The organism is Rhizobium sp. BK098 (assembly GCF_014193155.1).
Classification (GTDB): Bacteria; Pseudomonadota; Alphaproteobacteria; order Rhizobiales; family Rhizobiaceae; genus Rhizobium.
This window is the reverse complement of sequence record NZ_JACHYY010000003.1, coordinates 359,554-373,492: the sequence shown is the minus strand read 5'-3', so window position 1 is coordinate 373,492 and position 13,939 is coordinate 359,554. Positions and strand designations below refer to the sequence as shown.

Genomic DNA, 13,939 nt, shown 5'->3' with positions numbered 1-13,939 from the left:
GCGCGGATACAACTCTATGGCGTCGTTAATAAAGATTAGTCCTGACCGTCACGATTGAACTTAACCAGAAGCTTTTCCGTACGGGCATCTTCTACCTTGCGGATCAGCTTGTCAGCCTCGCTGTTGTCACGAACGGTCTTAGTGACGTTGACCGCCGTCTGCACCAGCATCAGAATGCCCATGGCGAGATAGCCTTTGCCCCAGAGATCGATCGGCATCATGTAAAGGCCGACGAGGAGCATGAAAGCCGCTGCGGCAAAAGAGATGTAGGAGAAGCTGACCCAAGCCTGGGAATGTTTCTGGAAGCTGTCGTTCATGATCGTATCCTCTCAATTATCCGATGTGTTTGATGTCTTCGTTTCAGGCTGCTGAATTCAAGCGTTGGCGCAGGCGGGCAAGTACGTCGTCGGCAGAAGGGCCGAGCGGTGCGCCGCAGCCGGCATTGGCGAGTTCTTCGATGATATGGGCCTGCCGGCTCGTGGCATCCATTTCCTTCATAGTCGAGGCTGCGATCTCGCAGCGGCTCTGGTAGGCTTGAAGACGGGCGAGCGTCTCCTCGGCGTCATCGAGCGTCGCCAGGCCGCAATTGTCGTCGCAGGCGGCATTGAGCTTCTGTGTCTGCTCGGTAGCCCGCGCCAGGCGCTCGCCGCGCTGCAATTCCTGCAGCCGTGCTTCCGATGTGCGAACGGTTGCCTTGAGTTTGCCGATCGTCTGAGTGAATTGCGCCTGGGCCTCCTCGGAAGCATCCCGCTCGGCTTCGAGCTGGGCGATCGCCTCGGCCGCCTCCCGCGCAAGTTCGTCGCTTCCCCTCTGGAGGGCGGCAACGGCGCGCGTTTCCAGGTCCGCAATGCGGCCGATGATCGCTGCGTGCCGGTTCTTTTCCTGCTCATTCTGCGCGACGGCAATTGCCACGGCCCGCCGTGCCGACTGGATGGCGCTGGCCGCCTCGCGGATCTGCTGCGCCAGCAAGGGTACCGCATTGCGATCGATGAACGCCTGTTCCGCATCATAGGCCCGACCGCGAATGAGCGTCAGAATTGAATTGAACATTTGTCGTCTCCCGTTTATGAACGATGTTCACAAAACGATATATGCCAGAATCATGAACGTTGTTCAAGAACAATTTTGAACAACGTTCAAAAAATCGAATTGGAAGAGTGAGTGGCCAGAAAAACCCTGGAAAAGCGCGAGGATCTGAAGCAGCGGCTGATCGAGGCGGCGCGCAATCGCATCGCTGCAGACGGGCTCTCGAACCTGAGGGCGCGCGATGTCACGCAGGATGTAGGCTGCGCTCTCGGAGGTCTTTACACTGTCTTTGCCGATCTCGACGACCTCGTCATTCACGTCAATTCGGCAACGCTGAAGGCGCTTGAGGCATCGCTGGCGCTGACGGAGGTTCGGGATCACACACCGACAGACCGGCTGCGCAATCTCGCACGCGGTTATCTGCGCTTTGCAGTTACCCATCGCAATCTATGGAAGGCGCTCTTCGACCATCGGCCTCCGGATGACCGCCCCAGCCCCGAATGGCATCTCGAAGAGCACATGTTCCTGATGGGCGTCATTGCCGAGCCGCTCGCAGAATTGCAGCCGAACATGTCGGAGACGGCGCGCGCGATCAGGGCGAGAACGCTGTTCGGCGCTGTGCATGGCGTCGTCAGCATCAGCCTGGAGGGGCGTTTCGTCGGCTTGCCGATCGAAAGCCTGGAACAGGAGCTCGACGATTTCATCCTGACGGTCGCAGCCGGGGCCGCCGCACGACAAGGCTAGCCGGATTTATGGTTTTTACTGTTTCGAGGGCGCGTAATTCCGGATATCGCCGAAAGCGTAGCCGCGATTCCTCAGCTTGCGGATCAGCGACTGCAGGTTTTCGCGCCCGTTGAACTGATCCTGAAACATCTCGTCATGCATGAGAAGGATCATCTTGCCCCGCTGCGTGAAGCGACCATACTGAAAGAGGTGATCGATCTCATTGACGAGATGGTCCACCGATTGAACCGGCTTGCCGTCGTCGCTGTGTACCCACTCGAAATCCCAGCCGTAGAGATAGAATCCCGCTTCGGCGACGAGCTCGTAATCCAGCCATTCGCGCTCCCATTGGGCAACGTTGATGGATAGATCCTCCCTCGATACGGTCGGAAGCCGAAAGACGTCCCTGCCCGGCAATCGCGCATTGACGATCGGCGTCAGACCGAGCACTTCATTGGCATGAAGCATGTCGGCGACGACGGCCTGGGTGTTGGAATAGTATCGTCTGTAGCGATTATTGGCGTGGCTGTAGCTGTGATTGCCGACGGTTACCAGCGGCATAGCTTTGGCTTCTGCCAAGAGATCGCGCCCGGCAGGAATGGTTTCGACATGCTGGCCGACCATGAACATGGCGGCGGGGACATTTTCCTGGCTCAGCACGGAAAGAATGTTCTTCGTTCCAGGCAAAGGCCCATCATCGAATGTCAGAAAGATCGTCCCGTCCGCCGCGCGAGCGGAGACGGCGCAGGCCGCAGCCAGGATGCCGGCGAGCAGCCATCTCAAGACCGCGTTCCTTCGATGATTCAATGCGCACAAGCCAGCCGCCCCCCGTATCGTCGCCGCAAACTGGCACATCGCATGGAACAAGAACGGCGCCGCGAGCACGACAAAAGCAAAGGGCGCTCTACCCATTTCTGGGGAGCGCCCTTGCTTTTTAACCCGGACAGCGAACGCCGGCTCGACACAGAAATGTCAGCGCGACAGGCCATCGATACAGGTGATGAGGCGCAAATAATCGCGAATCGCACCCTTTGCAAGAGCCGGCTGCGAAAATTTTAGCTTTTCTGCCACACGAGAGTTCCATGTGACAGAATTCGCACATTTGACGGGCGCGATCCTTCGTCAAGCGGCCTTCAAGGTCGCATCGCGCGGGATCTCCACGTCGATCTCCAGCATGGAGACGTCCTTATCGCGATCCATCTTCACCTGTACCTTGTCGCGATCGACCTGCACATGCTTGGCGATGACGGCGAGGATTTCCTCTCTCAGCACGGATACGAGATCCGAGCCCACGGAGGCGCGTTCGTGGGCAAGAAGGATCTGCAGGCGCTCGCGCGCCATCGGTGCAGATCTCTGCTTGCGGAACAGTCCGAAAATGCTCATGCGGCCCTCCTTGCGAAGATTTTGCCGAAGATACCCCGCTTCTCGCCGGGGATGGTGATCGGCACCTGCTCGCCGGCAAGGCGGCGTGCGGCGTCGAAATAGGCAAGCGACGGTGCACAGCGCGCATCGGCAAGCGTGACCGGCGAGCCGAGGTTGGAGGCGCGCAGAACGTCGGTGCTTTCCGGAATGATGCCGAGCAGCGGAATGGAGAGGATCTCCAGCACGTCGTCGACCTTCAGCATGTCGCCGCGTTCGGCGCGGCCGGCGTCGAAGCGGGTCAGCAGCAGATGCTTTTCCATGCGCTCGCCGCGCTCGGCCTTCAGCGTCTTGGAGTCCAACAGGCCGATGATGCGGTCGGAATCGCGCACCGAGGAAACTTCCGGATTGGTGACGACGACGGCGACGTCGGCATGACGCATGGCAAGGGTGGCGCCGCGCTCGATACCGGCCGGGCTGTCGCAGATGACCCAATCGAAATAGTTCTTGAGCTCGTTGATGACGCGCTCGACACCCTCGGGCGTCAGATTGTCCTTGTCGCGCGTCTGCGAGGCCGGCAGGAGGAAGAGCGTCTCCAGCCGCTTATCGCGAATCAGCGCCTGCGGCAGCTTGGCGTCGCCATGAATGACGTTGACGAGGTCATAGACCACGCGGCGTTCCGCCCCCATGACCAGATCGAGATTGCGCAGACCGACATCGAAATCGACGACGACGACCTTTTCGTTTCTCTGTGCCAGAGCCGCCCCCAATGCGGCCGTCGAAGTCGTCTTTCCAACTCCGCCCTTGCCTGATGTGACGACGATTACCTTGCCCATCTTGCTCTCCTGTTTTGGCCGGCTTCGGCTCAGATTAGTTTTTCGGCCATGATCGTTTCACCATCCAGCCAGAGCTGGACGGCCTGTCCCCTGAGGCCGGGTGATATGTCTTCGGCCATCTTGTAAATGCCATCGATCGCCAAAAGCTCGGCCTCGAGCTTGCGGCAGAAGATTCGCGCCGAGGCGTTGCCGATCGAGCCTGCCATGGCGCGGCCGCGCAGGGCGCCGTAGATGTGGACCGATCCACCCGCGATGACTTCCGCGCCGGACGCCACGGAACCGATGACCGTGACATCGCCTTCTGGAAAGATCACCGACTGCCCCGAACGCACCGGCTCGCGGATGATCAGCGACTGCGTGACCGGCCGGACTTCCGGCGGCGGCGCCTTGGGCTCGCTGTTGCGGCGCTCCACGACCGGCTCGGCCTCGGAGACTTCGAAATCGGCAGCCGGACGCCCGCCCTTCAGGATCGGCGGCATGCCAGACCCGGCGATCGACGGGCGACCGCCCTCGATGCCCATGATGCTGACATTGCGGGCCGAAAGCTCAGCGATCAGCTCCTTGAGCTGCGCCTTGTCGATCGGCAGGTCGGTGATATCGAGCACGACCGGCCGCCCCAGAAAGAAGCCGGCCGAACGGGCTGCGAGGTCGTCAAGCCTGATCAACCACTGGTCCAGCGGAAGATCCGGCGAAAGCATGACCGCAAGAAAGGAGCGGCCCTTGATACGGATCGAACGAGCGTCTGTTAGCACTTTGGTCATCTATGTGAATAAATCGTTGATCCTGTGTACCGCTCATATGGTTAACAAATGGTTAATACGGGGCTCCATCGGAGCCCGATCCGCCCCACAAAGCGGCGATGCTCGCGAGTGCCGAAGGCTCGTTGGAGCTGGGATCGTAGACGCATGGAGCGGCGAAAATCGCAGCTCCTGCAAGGAGAAGAATGATTGGTCTCATGAGATTCTCCAGGCGCAAAGCAGAAACTGCCTTGCTGATTATTCGACGCGGAAAAATTAACGATTCGGCGCGCTGCACCTTCCGGGGCAGCGCGCAATATCGATGCGTGGGCGATTCTCAGGCGAGCTTCAGCTCGACATTGATGTTGCCGCGAGTGGCCTTCGAATAGGGGCAGGTCTGGTGGGCTTCTTCGACCAGCGTGCGTGCGAGCTCCGGCTCAATGCCGGGCATGCTGACGGTGAGCCGTGCCTGCAGGAAGTAAGCGCCTTCGGTCATGCCCAGGTCCACTTCGGCATCGACGGCGAGATCGGCCGGCAGCTTGATCTTTCGCTTGCCGGCAGCGAGGCCCATGGCGCCAATGAAGCAGGCCGACCAGCCGGCTGCGAAGAGCTGCTCGGGATTGGTACCGGAATGGGCGCTACCGGGAGGCGAAAGCTTGACGTCAAGCTGATTGTCATCGCTGCGGGCCGAGCCGTCGCGGCCACCGATGGTGTGGGTCTTGGCGGTGTAGAGAACCTTGTCGATCTTGGTCATGGAACACTCCTTTGTTGCGTTGCCCGCTATGTTGTGGCGTTGGGCAACGTCTGTTGACGGAGTTGTTTTTGATGGATCGACGTATCCGGCATGTTTCCGGAAAAGCCGGAAGTGTCACAAAACGTAGGCCTTAACGGACCGGATACAAATGCTTACAAAGATCCTGGTAAGTGGAAGTGGAATAAAAAGGGCGGATAGGGAATCGGGGACACGCCTGATGCAAAACGAGACCAGACAACATTTCGAGACACGCGATCTCGACGGAGACGCGGAGAAGATTCAGATGGAGGCATATAAAGTTATTTCCAAAGAGGATGCCAAGCGAATCCCCAGAGAACGAATCCTGCTTTGGCTGGCGCTGGCTGTAGTCCTCTTGCTATTAGCGTGGCTGTTTGGGTGGATGTAGCTGCCGTCGAGCTGACGAAAGACCCGCTACCCATGTTCTTTCCGCGAGCTCTCAGGAAATAACGACTTCTGCCGCCAGGCCACCGCCTTCGCGGTTATAGAGCCTGACGGAGCCGCCAAGCGTCTGGGCGAGCTGCTGGGCAATCGCCAGGCCAAGGCCGGTACCGCCGGTGTTGCGGTTGCGCGATTGCTCCAGCCGGAAGAAGGGCTGCATGGCCGCCTCTATCTGGTCTTGCGGAATGCCGGGACCGCGATCGAGGACGGTGATCGCAATCTGGCCCGTGTCCCGCCGCTCCACGGCGATTTCCGCCGTTCCGGCAAATTTCAGGGCGTTGTCGATGAAATTGGTGAGGATACGTCGTAGCGCATGCGGCTTCGTCGTCGCCGTGCCCTGGATGAGGCCGAGAATCTCGACGGATTTGCCGGTGTCCTGATAATCGTAGCTGATGCTTTCGATGAAGGAGGCAAGGTCGATGCGCGCGCTTTTCTCGCCGTTGCCATGGGCGCTGCGCGCATAGGCGATCCCGTCCTGCACCAGACGCTCGATCTCGCCGAGGTCCTGCAGCAGCTTGGTCTTCTCGGGCGAATCATCGGCAATATCGGCGCGCAGGCGCATGCGGGTGATCGGCGTCTGCAGATCGTGCGAGATGGCGGCGAGGATCTGCACGCGCTCTTCGAGATAATGCGCAATTCGATCCCGCATGGCGTTGAAGGCTCTTGCGGCATGTGCCACTTCGCTCGGCCCTCGGTCGCTCAAGGCCGGGCTCTTCTTGTTGGGATCGAGCGCATCGGCCGCAGCAGCAAGCTCGGCGAGCGGACGCGTGGCCTGTCGGACGGCAAACCAGGTACAAAGGACGATCAACAGCATCTGGACAACGAAGACATAAGGCAGCCAGGCCGCGATCGGCATGACACCCTTTGGCGTAACATCGATCGTCAGCGGGCTGCCATCGCTCAGATTGAGATGTGCCTGCAGCCGCGAGATGGGTCCCGGTATTGCTTCCATGTGGATCGGAAACCGATGGCCGACTGCATCCTCTATCTTGGCGGCGATCTCCGCGCCATGGGCGGACGTATCAGGCACGCCGGGCAGGCCATTGCCTAATTCGAAATTGTAATTGCCGCGGCTCAGCCAATCGACGAAATTCGCTCTCTCATCGGCCGGCAACCGGTCGAGCACCGCGATCGAGGTCGCAACGTCGTTTTCCAGCGTGCCGAGCATGACGGCTTTTGCCGACATGTAGCGCTCGATATAGAGCACGCTGAAGGACAGGCCGTAGGCGATCGCGAGCCCCGCCAGGAGGATCAGCGAAATGCGTGCACGCAGGGTGCTAGGCCACCATGACGGGCGACCTGAAAGGTCGATCACAGTCATGGGCGAAGCTCCGCAATTTCCACCGGCACGGAGAAGACATAACCTTCGCTGCGCACCGTCTTGATATACATCGGCTCCCGCGCGTCATCCCCCAGTCGCTGGCGGAGACGGCTGACAAGCAGGTCGATGGAACGATCGAAGAGGTCGGCATCGCGGCCTTGTGTCAGATTCAGAAGCTGATCACGATTGAGCACCCGCTGCGGGTGATCGATGAAGACGCGCAGCAGGCGGTATTCCGCGCCGCTGAGTGTGATCTCCGTGCCGTCCTTGTCCAGCAGATGACGCCCGACCGTGTCTAGCCGCCAATCACCGAAGACCAGCATCTGGCCGGCTTCGCTGATCTGTAGATTGGGAGGCAGCATGCGGGTGCGGCGCAGAACCGCCTTGATGCGGGCAAGCAGCTCGCGGGCGGCGAAAGGCTTCGCCAGATAATCGTCCGCGCCCATTTCGAGGCCGAGAATGCGGTCCATCTCGTCGCTGCGCGCCGTCAGCATGAGAATAGGTGTCGCCTTGTGCTTTCCAGCACGAAGCTCGCGACACAGCACCAGCCCGTCGTCGCCCGGCATCATCACGTCGAGCACGATCAGATCGACCGAATTGGCCTCGAGAAAACTGCGCATCTGGCGGCCATCGGCAGCCGTCGTCGCTCTTAGCCCATTCTTCTTCAAGTAGCTCGACACCAGCTCGCGGATTTCCCGATCGTCATCAACGATCAGGATATGGTCGACATGATCCATCTTGATTTCCCACTCATCATCGTAAGCATCAAGCTACGAATATTCATCCCTTATGGCGCCAACGGCTGAGGGCGACAGCTTACGCCGGCGCCCTCCTGCACGCTACCGCCGAACTAGAAACGATCAACATCTATCACAGCCTGGGCGAAGGCTTGCGGTGCTTCCTGGGGAAGATTGTGGCCGATGCCGCCGGTGATCGTGCGATGCTCATACTTGCCCGAGAACTTGCCGCGATAGGCCGCGGGTTCCGGATGCGGCGCGCCGTTGGCGTCACCTTCCATGGTGATGGTCGGGATCGAAATCACCGGGCCAACGGCGAGCTTCTTTTCATAAGCATCGAACTTCGCCTCGCCTTCGACGAGACCAAGCCGCCAGCGATAATTGTGAATGACGATATCGACATGGTCCGGATTGTCGAAAGCGGCAGCCGACCGATCGAAAGTAGTGTCATCAAAGGCCCATTGCGGCGAGGCGGTTTGCCAGATCAGCTTTGCGAAATCATGGCGGTTTTCCTGGTAGCCGAGGCGGCCGCGCTCGGTGGCGAAATAGAACTGGTACCACCAGGCAAGCTCTGCCTTTGGCGGCAGCGGCTTGCGGTTGACTTCCTGGCTGCCGATGAGATAGCCGCTGACCGAAACCAGCGCCTTGCAGCGTTCCGGCCAGAGAGCCGCCATGATATCGGCGGTGCGGCCACCCCAGTCGTAACCGGCAACGACGACCTTTTCGATCTTCAGCGCATCAAGAAGCGCAATCATATCGACGGCAAGTGCTGCCTGCTGACCGTTGCGCGGCGTGTCCTTCGAAAGGAAACGAGTGGTTCCGTAGCCGCGAAGATAGGGAATGATGACGCGATAGCCGGCATCTGCCAAAAGCGGCGCGACATCGACGAAGCTGTAAATGTCATAGGGCCAGCCGTGCAGCAGCAGCACGACGGGGCCGTTGGCCGGACCGGCTTCGGCGTAACCGACATTGAGCACACCGGCTTTGATCTGCTTCAGCGCGTCGAAAGACGTGTGGGTGCCGGCCTTAACGACGGGCAGGGTCAATGTGGAAGCCTTTGTTTCCTGCGCACCGGCGATTGCAGGCAGACCGAATTCAGCGGCGGCAACAGCGATGGCGGCCATGCCAAAAAAGCGGCGGCGGGTGTGGTTGATTTCCTCGGACATCTGTCTCTCCTGTGGATTGGATCGTGAACCCTAGAAAGCCAGCCACATGTATCTCCGATGTGTCGCAGGCAGCGGCCTTTTGAATATCTGTGTAGCTTCAGGCCGCACAGATACAGTCTGATACAATCCACGTTCTTTGACAGACGAAGCGCTGCCGGTGCCTGAGAGATCGGCAAAATCGCGGCCGCACCGATCAGTTTGTATCGCAATGTATCGAAGCCGGAGACATCGACGTTTCGGTACATTCTCGCAGTCAACCAGACACATTCGAGATACGTCGCCACCGACAGATAGCGTCACTGCTGAGCACGGCACGTCGCCATTCGCAGCTAGCCAACCGTTTCTAAAGGAACAAGACGATGACGCTTCTCATCATTGCCTATCTCGGCGGTGCGCTGACGATCCTCAGTCCGTGCATCCTGCCCATCCTCCCCTTCGTCTTTGCCCGCGCCGGACAGCCCTTCGTCCGAAGCACGCTGCCCATGCTGGCTGGCATGGCGCTCACCTTTGCAGTTGTCGCGACCCTTGCCGCGGTCGGCGGCGCCTGGGCGATCCGTGCCAATGAATATGGTCGCCTCGCGGCAATCGTGCTGCTCGGCCTCTTCGGCCTGAGCCTGATTTCACCCCGCATAGCGACAGCGCTTTCGCGGCCAGCCGTCAATCTCGGCAACAACCTGCTGAACGCCGCTGACGCTCAACGCGCTACGTCGAGCGTCCGAAGCTCCTTCGTACTCGGCATTGCGACTGGACTGCTCTGGGCACCTTGCGCCGGCCCGATCCTCGGGCTGGTCCTGACAGGCGCGGCCTTGAAGGGCGCCAATCTGCAGACGACCTTCCTGCTGCTTGCCTATGGCGCCGGTGCCGCGACCTCGCTTGCCATTGCTCTCTTTGCCGGCGGCAAGATCTTTGCCCGCATGAAGCAGTCCCTCGGCGTCAGCGAACGCATTCGCCAGGTCGCAGGCGCGGCTGTTCTGGCCGGCGTTGCCGCCATCGCGCTCGGCCTCGATACCGGCCTGCTCGCCCGCCTCTCCTATGCAAGCACCGGCTCCTTCGAACAGGCTTTGCTCGAGAAGCTGCACCCCAAGACCTCAGCCCCGGAGACCGAGGTTGCCAGCAACAGTGCCATGAAGGTTGCCACAGACGCGGCACGTCCATTCCACAGCGATCTTCCGATCGAAGGCCCCGCCCCCTCGCTCGACGGCGCCGTCACATGGCTGAACTCTGAGCCGCTGACGACGGCCGGACTTCGCGGCAAGGTCGTCCTCGTCGACTTCTGGACCTATTCCTGCATCAACTGCATCCGCACTATCCCCTATGTTCGTGCCTGGGCGGAAAAGTATAAGGATCAGGGTCTCGTCGTGATCGGCGTCCACGCTCCGGAATTCGCCTTCGAAAAGAACGTAGACAACGTCAAGAAGGCGATCGCCGACTTTAAGATCGGCTATCCGGTCGCAATCGACAACGACTATCGCATCTGGCGCGCCTTCGAGAACAATTACTGGCCGGCCCATTACCTGATCGATGCCAAGGGGCAGGTCCGCTACCAGCACTTCGGCGAAGGCAATTATCGCCAAACGGAACAGGCAATCCAGGACCTTCTTCGCGAAGCAGGCAGCAATATGGCCCAAAACGGCCCGGTCGTTCCGGATGCGAAGGGCGCGGAAGCAAGCCCCGACCTTGGCCATATCCGCTCCGGCGAAACCTATGTCGGCTACAACCAGGCAACAGGTTTCGTCTCCCCTGAAGGCCTTAAGGCCGACACCGCCGCCGACTATTCCGTTGCCAATCCCGGCCTCAACCAATGGGGACTGGCCGGCATCTGGACAGTCGGGTCCGAGCAGGCGACGCTCAACAAGGCAGGCGGCGGCATCAGCTATCGCTTCAGCGCCCGCGACCTGCATCTCGTCCTTGGTCCCTCGGCGGACGGAAAACCGATCCGTTTCCAGGTGACTGTGGATGGGAAGGCGCCCGGCGCCGACCACGGCTCCGATATCGATGCCGACGGCAACGGCACCGTGACTGCCACCAAGCTCTACCAACTCGTCCGCCAGTCCGGTGACGTCACCGCACACAACTTCGAGATCCGTTTCCTCGATCCCGGGGTGCAGGCCTACGCCTTCACCTTCGGCTGAAACTTCCCCCTTACCCCAAGCATGAACCTCAACACACAGGAGTTACATCATGAAGATCCGTTTTCTTTCCATCGCCGCCCTCGGGCTTGCCGCAAGTACTTTTGTCTTCGCGGTGCAGGCAGCCGAGATCAAGAATATCGTCATCGTCCACGGCGCTCTGGCTGACGGTTCAGGATGGCGCAAGACCGCCGACATCCTTGAAAAGGACGGCTTTAACGTCACGGTCGTGCAGGAACCGATCACCTCGCTTGCCGACGATGTCGCCGCCACCAATCGCGTGCTCGACCTTCAGAACGGCCCGAGCCTGCTCGTCGGTCACAGCTATGGCGGCATGGTCATCACCGAAGCGGGCAATCGCCCGGATGTCGCGGGCCTTGTCTATGTCGCCGCACTTCAGCCGGACAAGGGCGAAAGCCTGATCAGCCTTGCGAGCTCGAAGCCTGCAGGCAGCATGAACATCCGCGAAACCAAAGACGGCCAATATCTTTATCTCGACCCCGCGACATTCGCCGCCGACTTTGCAGCCGACCTGCCGAAGGATGAAGCCAGCTTCCTGGCGAAATCGCAGGTCTTTGCATCAAAGGCCGCCTTCACCGCCAAAGTTGGCGATCCTGCCTGGAAGGCGAAGAAGAGCTGGGCCATCGTCGCAACCAATGACCGTTCCATCAATCCCGAGCTCGAGCGCGACATGGCAAAGCGCGCCGGCAGCGACGTGACCGAAATCAAGGCAAGCCATGCCGTCTTCGCCTCGCAGCCGGAAAAGGTGGCCGCCGTGATCGAGAAGGCGGCCAAGGACGCCGGCAAGTAAGGCAATCCGAGCGGCGGCTTCATGAACGAGGGGCCGCCGCCTATCCCTATGCGGGATCGCAGCGGCTGGCTTCGATGCCCGGGCCTAGAGGCAATAAAAGAGATCGAACCCCGGCTTGATGTGGACAGGTAATGAAATTTCATTGCGGGAGGCACGTTCAGGTTCCCGTTAGAATCATGTCCTACCTTTAGAATAATTCCAATCTAAGGAGGCACGATGTCTGCAAGATCCGCCTATTCCGTTCCGCAACGCGTCCTTCATTGGCTCATGGCGCTGCTGATCTTCTTCAATCTCTTGTTTCCGGATGGGATGAATGCATGGCGGCGTCTTATTCGTCATGGCCAGGTGCCGACGCCAGCCGACATCTCCAGCGCCAATATTCACGCCTATGCCGGCATTGCCATACTGCTGCTCGCCATCGTGCGTCTCGTACTCAAATTTTCATCGGAAGCTCCCGCAATGCCGGACGGCCAGCCCGTGATTGTGCATTACGTCGCCAGCGTGACGCATGTCCTGCTTTACGCATTGATTTTCGCGATGCCGCTCTCGGGAATGGCGGCCTATTATCTCGGCGTCGACACGGCCGCTTTCCTGCATGGCGGCCCGATCAAGGCGGTCCTGTGGACAGTCGTCGTCCTTCACATATTCGGCGCGCTCGTTCAGCACTTCTATTTCAGATCGAACGTTCTGCGCCGCATGACGGTCGGCTAGAATGCCGAACCCGCGGCGATCTATGCCGCTTTGCCGCCAAAGTGCCTTTTGAAAGAGAAGAGGTCAGTCGGCAACGCACTGCCCCCTTCAAGCGCGAGATCCGCCAGGATCTCGCCGATCACGCTCGTAAACTTGAAGCCATGGCCGGAACAGGCCGACGAGACAACCACATTCGGCTGTCCGGGCACCCTATCGATGAGAAAATCCTCGCTCGGCAGCATGGTATAGCGGCAGGTGGTCGCGCGCCCGCGAAATGAGGCTGCATTCGGTAGCCGCTTGCGAGCAAAATTGTCGAGCAGATCGGTGTCGGTATCATTCACCGGCGGATTAGGAAGGGTCGGGTCAATCGGCTCACGGAAATGCGCATGGCGGCCGATCTTCACACCATCCACGCCGATGGCCGGGAAGCCGAAATAGGAACCTTCCGCTCCTTCATCGCGCAGGAAGCATGGCATGCGTTGCGGTTCGGCAACGAAGCCATCCCTCGGCTGATACCAGGCAACCACCTGCCGGATCGGCTGCGCATGCGCCTTCAGCTGCGGCACAAGCTCGGCAATCCACGCGCCGGTTGCGACGATCACCTTGCGGGCGCGATATCGCCCAGTTGAGGAAACGACGGTCACGCCCGTATCGTCTGGCTCGATCGCGATGACGCGCTCGCCGAAATGCAGGACGGCACCGTCTTCGGCCGCAAGCTTCAAATAGCCCATGATCGCCGCTTCAGGCCTGACATAGCCGCCCTGAGGATCGAGCAGGCCGACCTCCCCGTCGTCCAGCGCGAAAGCCGGAAAGCGGCGTTTCATGGCGTCGCGATCGAGTATCTCATGCGGCAGGTCGTGCATGTCGCAGGAAGCGCGCGTGCCGCTGACGATCTTGCTGTCGGGCGTGCCGATCTGCAGGACACCTGTCACCGTCAGGATTTCGGCCCGCAGCCTTGCCTCCAGCGAGCGCCAGTTTTGATAGGCACGCTTCAGCAAGGGAACATAGGACGGATCTTCGAAGTAGCCGAGACGGATCAGGCGGCTGTCGCCATGCGAGGAGCTGAGGGAATGGGCGGGGAAATGCGCCTCGATCCCGATCGCCTTTGCACCGCGCGCCGCGGCGAAAGACAAGGCTGCACTTCCCATCGCGCCGAGGCCGACGATGGCAAGGTCGAATTGGGCAGTCATT

At 60.1% G+C, this 13,939-nt stretch carries 16 protein-coding genes; 5 read left to right on the top strand and 11 right to left on the bottom strand.

Annotated elements, in window-relative coordinates; all coding sequences use genetic code 11:
* Positions 1 to 35 precede the first annotated feature (35 nt).
* Together FHT73_RS11045 and FHT73_RS11040 are read right to left on the bottom strand one after the other, a co-directional pair.
* Positions 36 to 317, bottom strand: a complete 282-nt coding sequence (locus FHT73_RS11045) for a YiaA/YiaB family inner membrane protein (protein ID WP_112335778.1) — start codon at positions 315 to 317, stop codon at positions 36 to 38.
* Between the two features lie 43 nt (positions 318 to 360).
* A complete protein-coding gene (locus tag FHT73_RS11040; RefSeq protein ID WP_183711570.1) occupies positions 361 to 1,050 on the bottom strand; it encodes a PspA/IM30 family protein in 690 nt (229 codons plus the stop codon).
* Positions 1,051 to 1,161: 111 nt separating this feature from the next.
* On the opposite strand from FHT73_RS11040, the gene FHT73_RS11035 reads away from it, so the two are divergent.
* Positions 1,162 to 1,770 carry a TetR-like C-terminal domain-containing protein gene (locus FHT73_RS11035; RefSeq protein WP_112608826.1) on the top strand — a complete coding sequence of 203 codons (609 nt, stop codon included), beginning with the start codon at positions 1,162 to 1,164 and terminating at the stop codon, positions 1,768 to 1,770.
* 15 nt (positions 1,771 to 1,785) lie between these two features.
* On the opposite strand, the gene FHT73_RS11030 is transcribed toward FHT73_RS11035, so the two are convergent.
* The 5 genes from FHT73_RS11030 to FHT73_RS11010 form a co-directional block, all read right to left on the bottom strand.
* Positions 1,786 to 2,532, bottom strand: coding sequence for a polysaccharide deacetylase family protein (locus FHT73_RS11030; protein WP_246699008.1), 747 nt, complete (start codon positions 2,530 to 2,532; stop codon positions 1,786 to 1,788).
* Positions 2,533 to 2,871: 339 nt separating this feature from the next.
* The gene (minE, locus tag FHT73_RS11025; RefSeq protein WP_015343376.1) at positions 2,872 to 3,132 is read right to left on the bottom strand and encodes a cell division topological specificity factor MinE; all 261 of its coding nucleotides are present in this window, start codon (positions 3,130 to 3,132) and stop codon (positions 2,872 to 2,874) included.
* On the bottom strand, positions 3,129 to 3,944 hold the full coding sequence (gene minD / locus FHT73_RS11020) for a septum site-determining protein MinD (protein WP_095437032.1): 816 nt from the start codon (positions 3,942 to 3,944) through the stop codon (positions 3,129 to 3,131). The genes minE and minD overlap by 4 nt, the downstream gene beginning before the upstream one ends.
* 29 nt (positions 3,945 to 3,973) lie before the next feature.
* A complete protein-coding gene (gene minC / locus FHT73_RS11015; RefSeq protein ID WP_183711568.1) occupies positions 3,974 to 4,705 on the bottom strand; it encodes a septum site-determining protein MinC in 732 nt (243 codons plus the stop codon).
* A 313-nt stretch (positions 4,706 to 5,018) separates the two neighbouring features.
* Positions 5,019 to 5,435: an organic hydroperoxide resistance protein gene (locus tag FHT73_RS11010; protein ID WP_183711566.1), complete on the bottom strand. Its 417-nt coding sequence runs from the start codon at positions 5,433 to 5,435 to the stop codon at positions 5,019 to 5,021.
* 217 nt (positions 5,436 to 5,652) lie between these two features.
* On the opposite strand from FHT73_RS11010, the gene FHT73_RS11005 reads away from it, so the two are divergent.
* On the top strand, positions 5,653 to 5,841 hold the full coding sequence (locus tag FHT73_RS11005; protein WP_183711564.1) for a hypothetical protein: 189 nt from the start codon (positions 5,653 to 5,655) through the stop codon (positions 5,839 to 5,841).
* A 51-nt stretch (positions 5,842 to 5,892) separates the two neighbouring features.
* Here FHT73_RS11005 and FHT73_RS11000 read toward each other — a convergent pair whose 3' ends face one another.
* The 3 genes from FHT73_RS11000 to FHT73_RS10990 all read right to left on the bottom strand — a co-directional run bounded on the left by FHT73_RS11000 (position 5,893) and on the right by FHT73_RS10990 (position 9,118).
* Positions 5,893 to 7,215 carry a HAMP domain-containing sensor histidine kinase gene (locus FHT73_RS11000; RefSeq protein ID WP_183711562.1) on the bottom strand — a complete coding sequence of 441 codons (1,323 nt, stop codon included), beginning with the start codon at positions 7,213 to 7,215 and terminating at the stop codon, positions 5,893 to 5,895.
* Positions 7,212 to 7,952, bottom strand: coding sequence for a response regulator (locus FHT73_RS10995; RefSeq protein ID WP_183711560.1), 741 nt, complete (start codon positions 7,950 to 7,952; stop codon positions 7,212 to 7,214). Before FHT73_RS10995 ends, FHT73_RS11000 begins: the two co-directional genes overlap by 4 nt.
* Positions 7,953 to 8,065: 113 nt before the next feature.
* Positions 8,066 to 9,118: an alpha/beta hydrolase gene (locus tag FHT73_RS10990; protein WP_112608816.1), complete on the bottom strand. Its 1,053-nt coding sequence runs from the start codon at positions 9,116 to 9,118 to the stop codon at positions 8,066 to 8,068.
* A gap of 359 nt (positions 9,119 to 9,477) precedes the next feature.
* On the opposite strand from FHT73_RS10990, the gene FHT73_RS10985 reads away from it, so the two are divergent.
* The 3 genes from FHT73_RS10985 (at position 9,478) to FHT73_RS10975 (ending at position 12,769) form a co-directional block, all read left to right on the top strand.
* A complete protein-coding gene (locus FHT73_RS10985; protein WP_183711558.1) occupies positions 9,478 to 11,250 on the top strand; it encodes a cytochrome c biogenesis protein DipZ in 1,773 nt (590 codons plus the stop codon).
* 49 nt (positions 11,251 to 11,299) lie between these two features.
* Positions 11,300 to 12,058 carry an alpha/beta hydrolase gene (locus FHT73_RS10980; RefSeq protein WP_183711556.1) on the top strand — a complete coding sequence of 253 codons (759 nt, stop codon included), beginning with the start codon at positions 11,300 to 11,302 and terminating at the stop codon, positions 12,056 to 12,058.
* Positions 12,059 to 12,274: 216 nt separating this feature from the next.
* Entirely contained in the window at positions 12,275 to 12,769 is a 495-nt protein-coding gene (locus tag FHT73_RS10975) for a cytochrome b/b6 domain-containing protein (RefSeq protein WP_112608810.1), read from the top strand.
* A gap of 20 nt (positions 12,770 to 12,789) precedes the next feature.
* Here FHT73_RS10975 and solA read toward each other — a convergent pair whose 3' ends face one another.
* On the bottom strand, positions 12,790 to 13,938 hold the full coding sequence (gene solA / locus FHT73_RS10970) for an N-methyl-L-tryptophan oxidase (protein WP_183711554.1): 1,149 nt from the start codon (positions 13,936 to 13,938) through the stop codon (positions 12,790 to 12,792).
* Between the last annotated feature and the right edge of the window lies 1 nt (position 13,939).

What these genes read in the sequence shown, in the direction of transcription:
- FHT73_RS11045 (WP_112335778.1), bottom strand. Translation starts at nt 317, where the DNA reads ATGAACGACAGCTTCCAGAAACATTCCCAGGCTTGGGTCAGCTTCTCC.
- FHT73_RS11040 (WP_183711570.1), bottom strand. Translation starts at nt 1,050, where the DNA reads ATGTTCAATTCAATTCTGACGCTCATTCGCGGTCGGGCCTATGATGCG.
- minE (WP_015343376.1), bottom strand. Translation starts at nt 3,132, where the DNA reads ATGAGCATTTTCGGACTGTTCCGCAAGCAGAGATCTGCACCGATGGCG.
- minD (WP_095437032.1), bottom strand. Translation starts at nt 3,944, where the DNA reads ATGGGCAAGGTAATCGTCGTCACATCAGGCAAGGGCGGAGTTGGAAAG.
- minC (WP_183711568.1), bottom strand. Translation starts at nt 4,705, where the DNA reads ATGACCAAAGTGCTAACAGACGCTCGTTCGATCCGTATCAAGGGCCGC.
- FHT73_RS11010 (WP_183711566.1), bottom strand. Translation starts at nt 5,435, where the DNA reads ATGACCAAGATCGACAAGGTTCTCTACACCGCCAAGACCCACACCATC.
- FHT73_RS11005 (WP_183711564.1), top strand. Translation starts at nt 5,653, where the DNA reads ATGCAAAACGAGACCAGACAACATTTCGAGACACGCGATCTCGACGGA.
- FHT73_RS11000 (WP_183711562.1), bottom strand. Translation starts at nt 7,215, where the DNA reads ATGACTGTGATCGACCTTTCAGGTCGCCCGTCATGGTGGCCTAGCACC.
- FHT73_RS10995 (WP_183711560.1), bottom strand. Translation starts at nt 7,952, where the DNA reads ATGGATCATGTCGACCATATCCTGATCGTTGATGACGATCGGGAAATC.
- FHT73_RS10990 (WP_112608816.1), bottom strand. Translation starts at nt 9,118, where the DNA reads ATGTCCGAGGAAATCAACCACACCCGCCGCCGCTTTTTTGGCATGGCC.
- FHT73_RS10985 (WP_183711558.1), top strand. Translation starts at nt 9,478, where the DNA reads ATGACGCTTCTCATCATTGCCTATCTCGGCGGTGCGCTGACGATCCTC.
- FHT73_RS10980 (WP_183711556.1), top strand. Translation starts at nt 11,300, where the DNA reads ATGAAGATCCGTTTTCTTTCCATCGCCGCCCTCGGGCTTGCCGCAAGT.
- FHT73_RS10975 (WP_112608810.1), top strand. Translation starts at nt 12,275, where the DNA reads ATGTCTGCAAGATCCGCCTATTCCGTTCCGCAACGCGTCCTTCATTGG.
- solA (WP_183711554.1), bottom strand. Translation starts at nt 13,938, where the DNA reads ATGACTGCCCAATTCGACCTTGCCATCGTCGGCCTCGGCGCGATGGGA.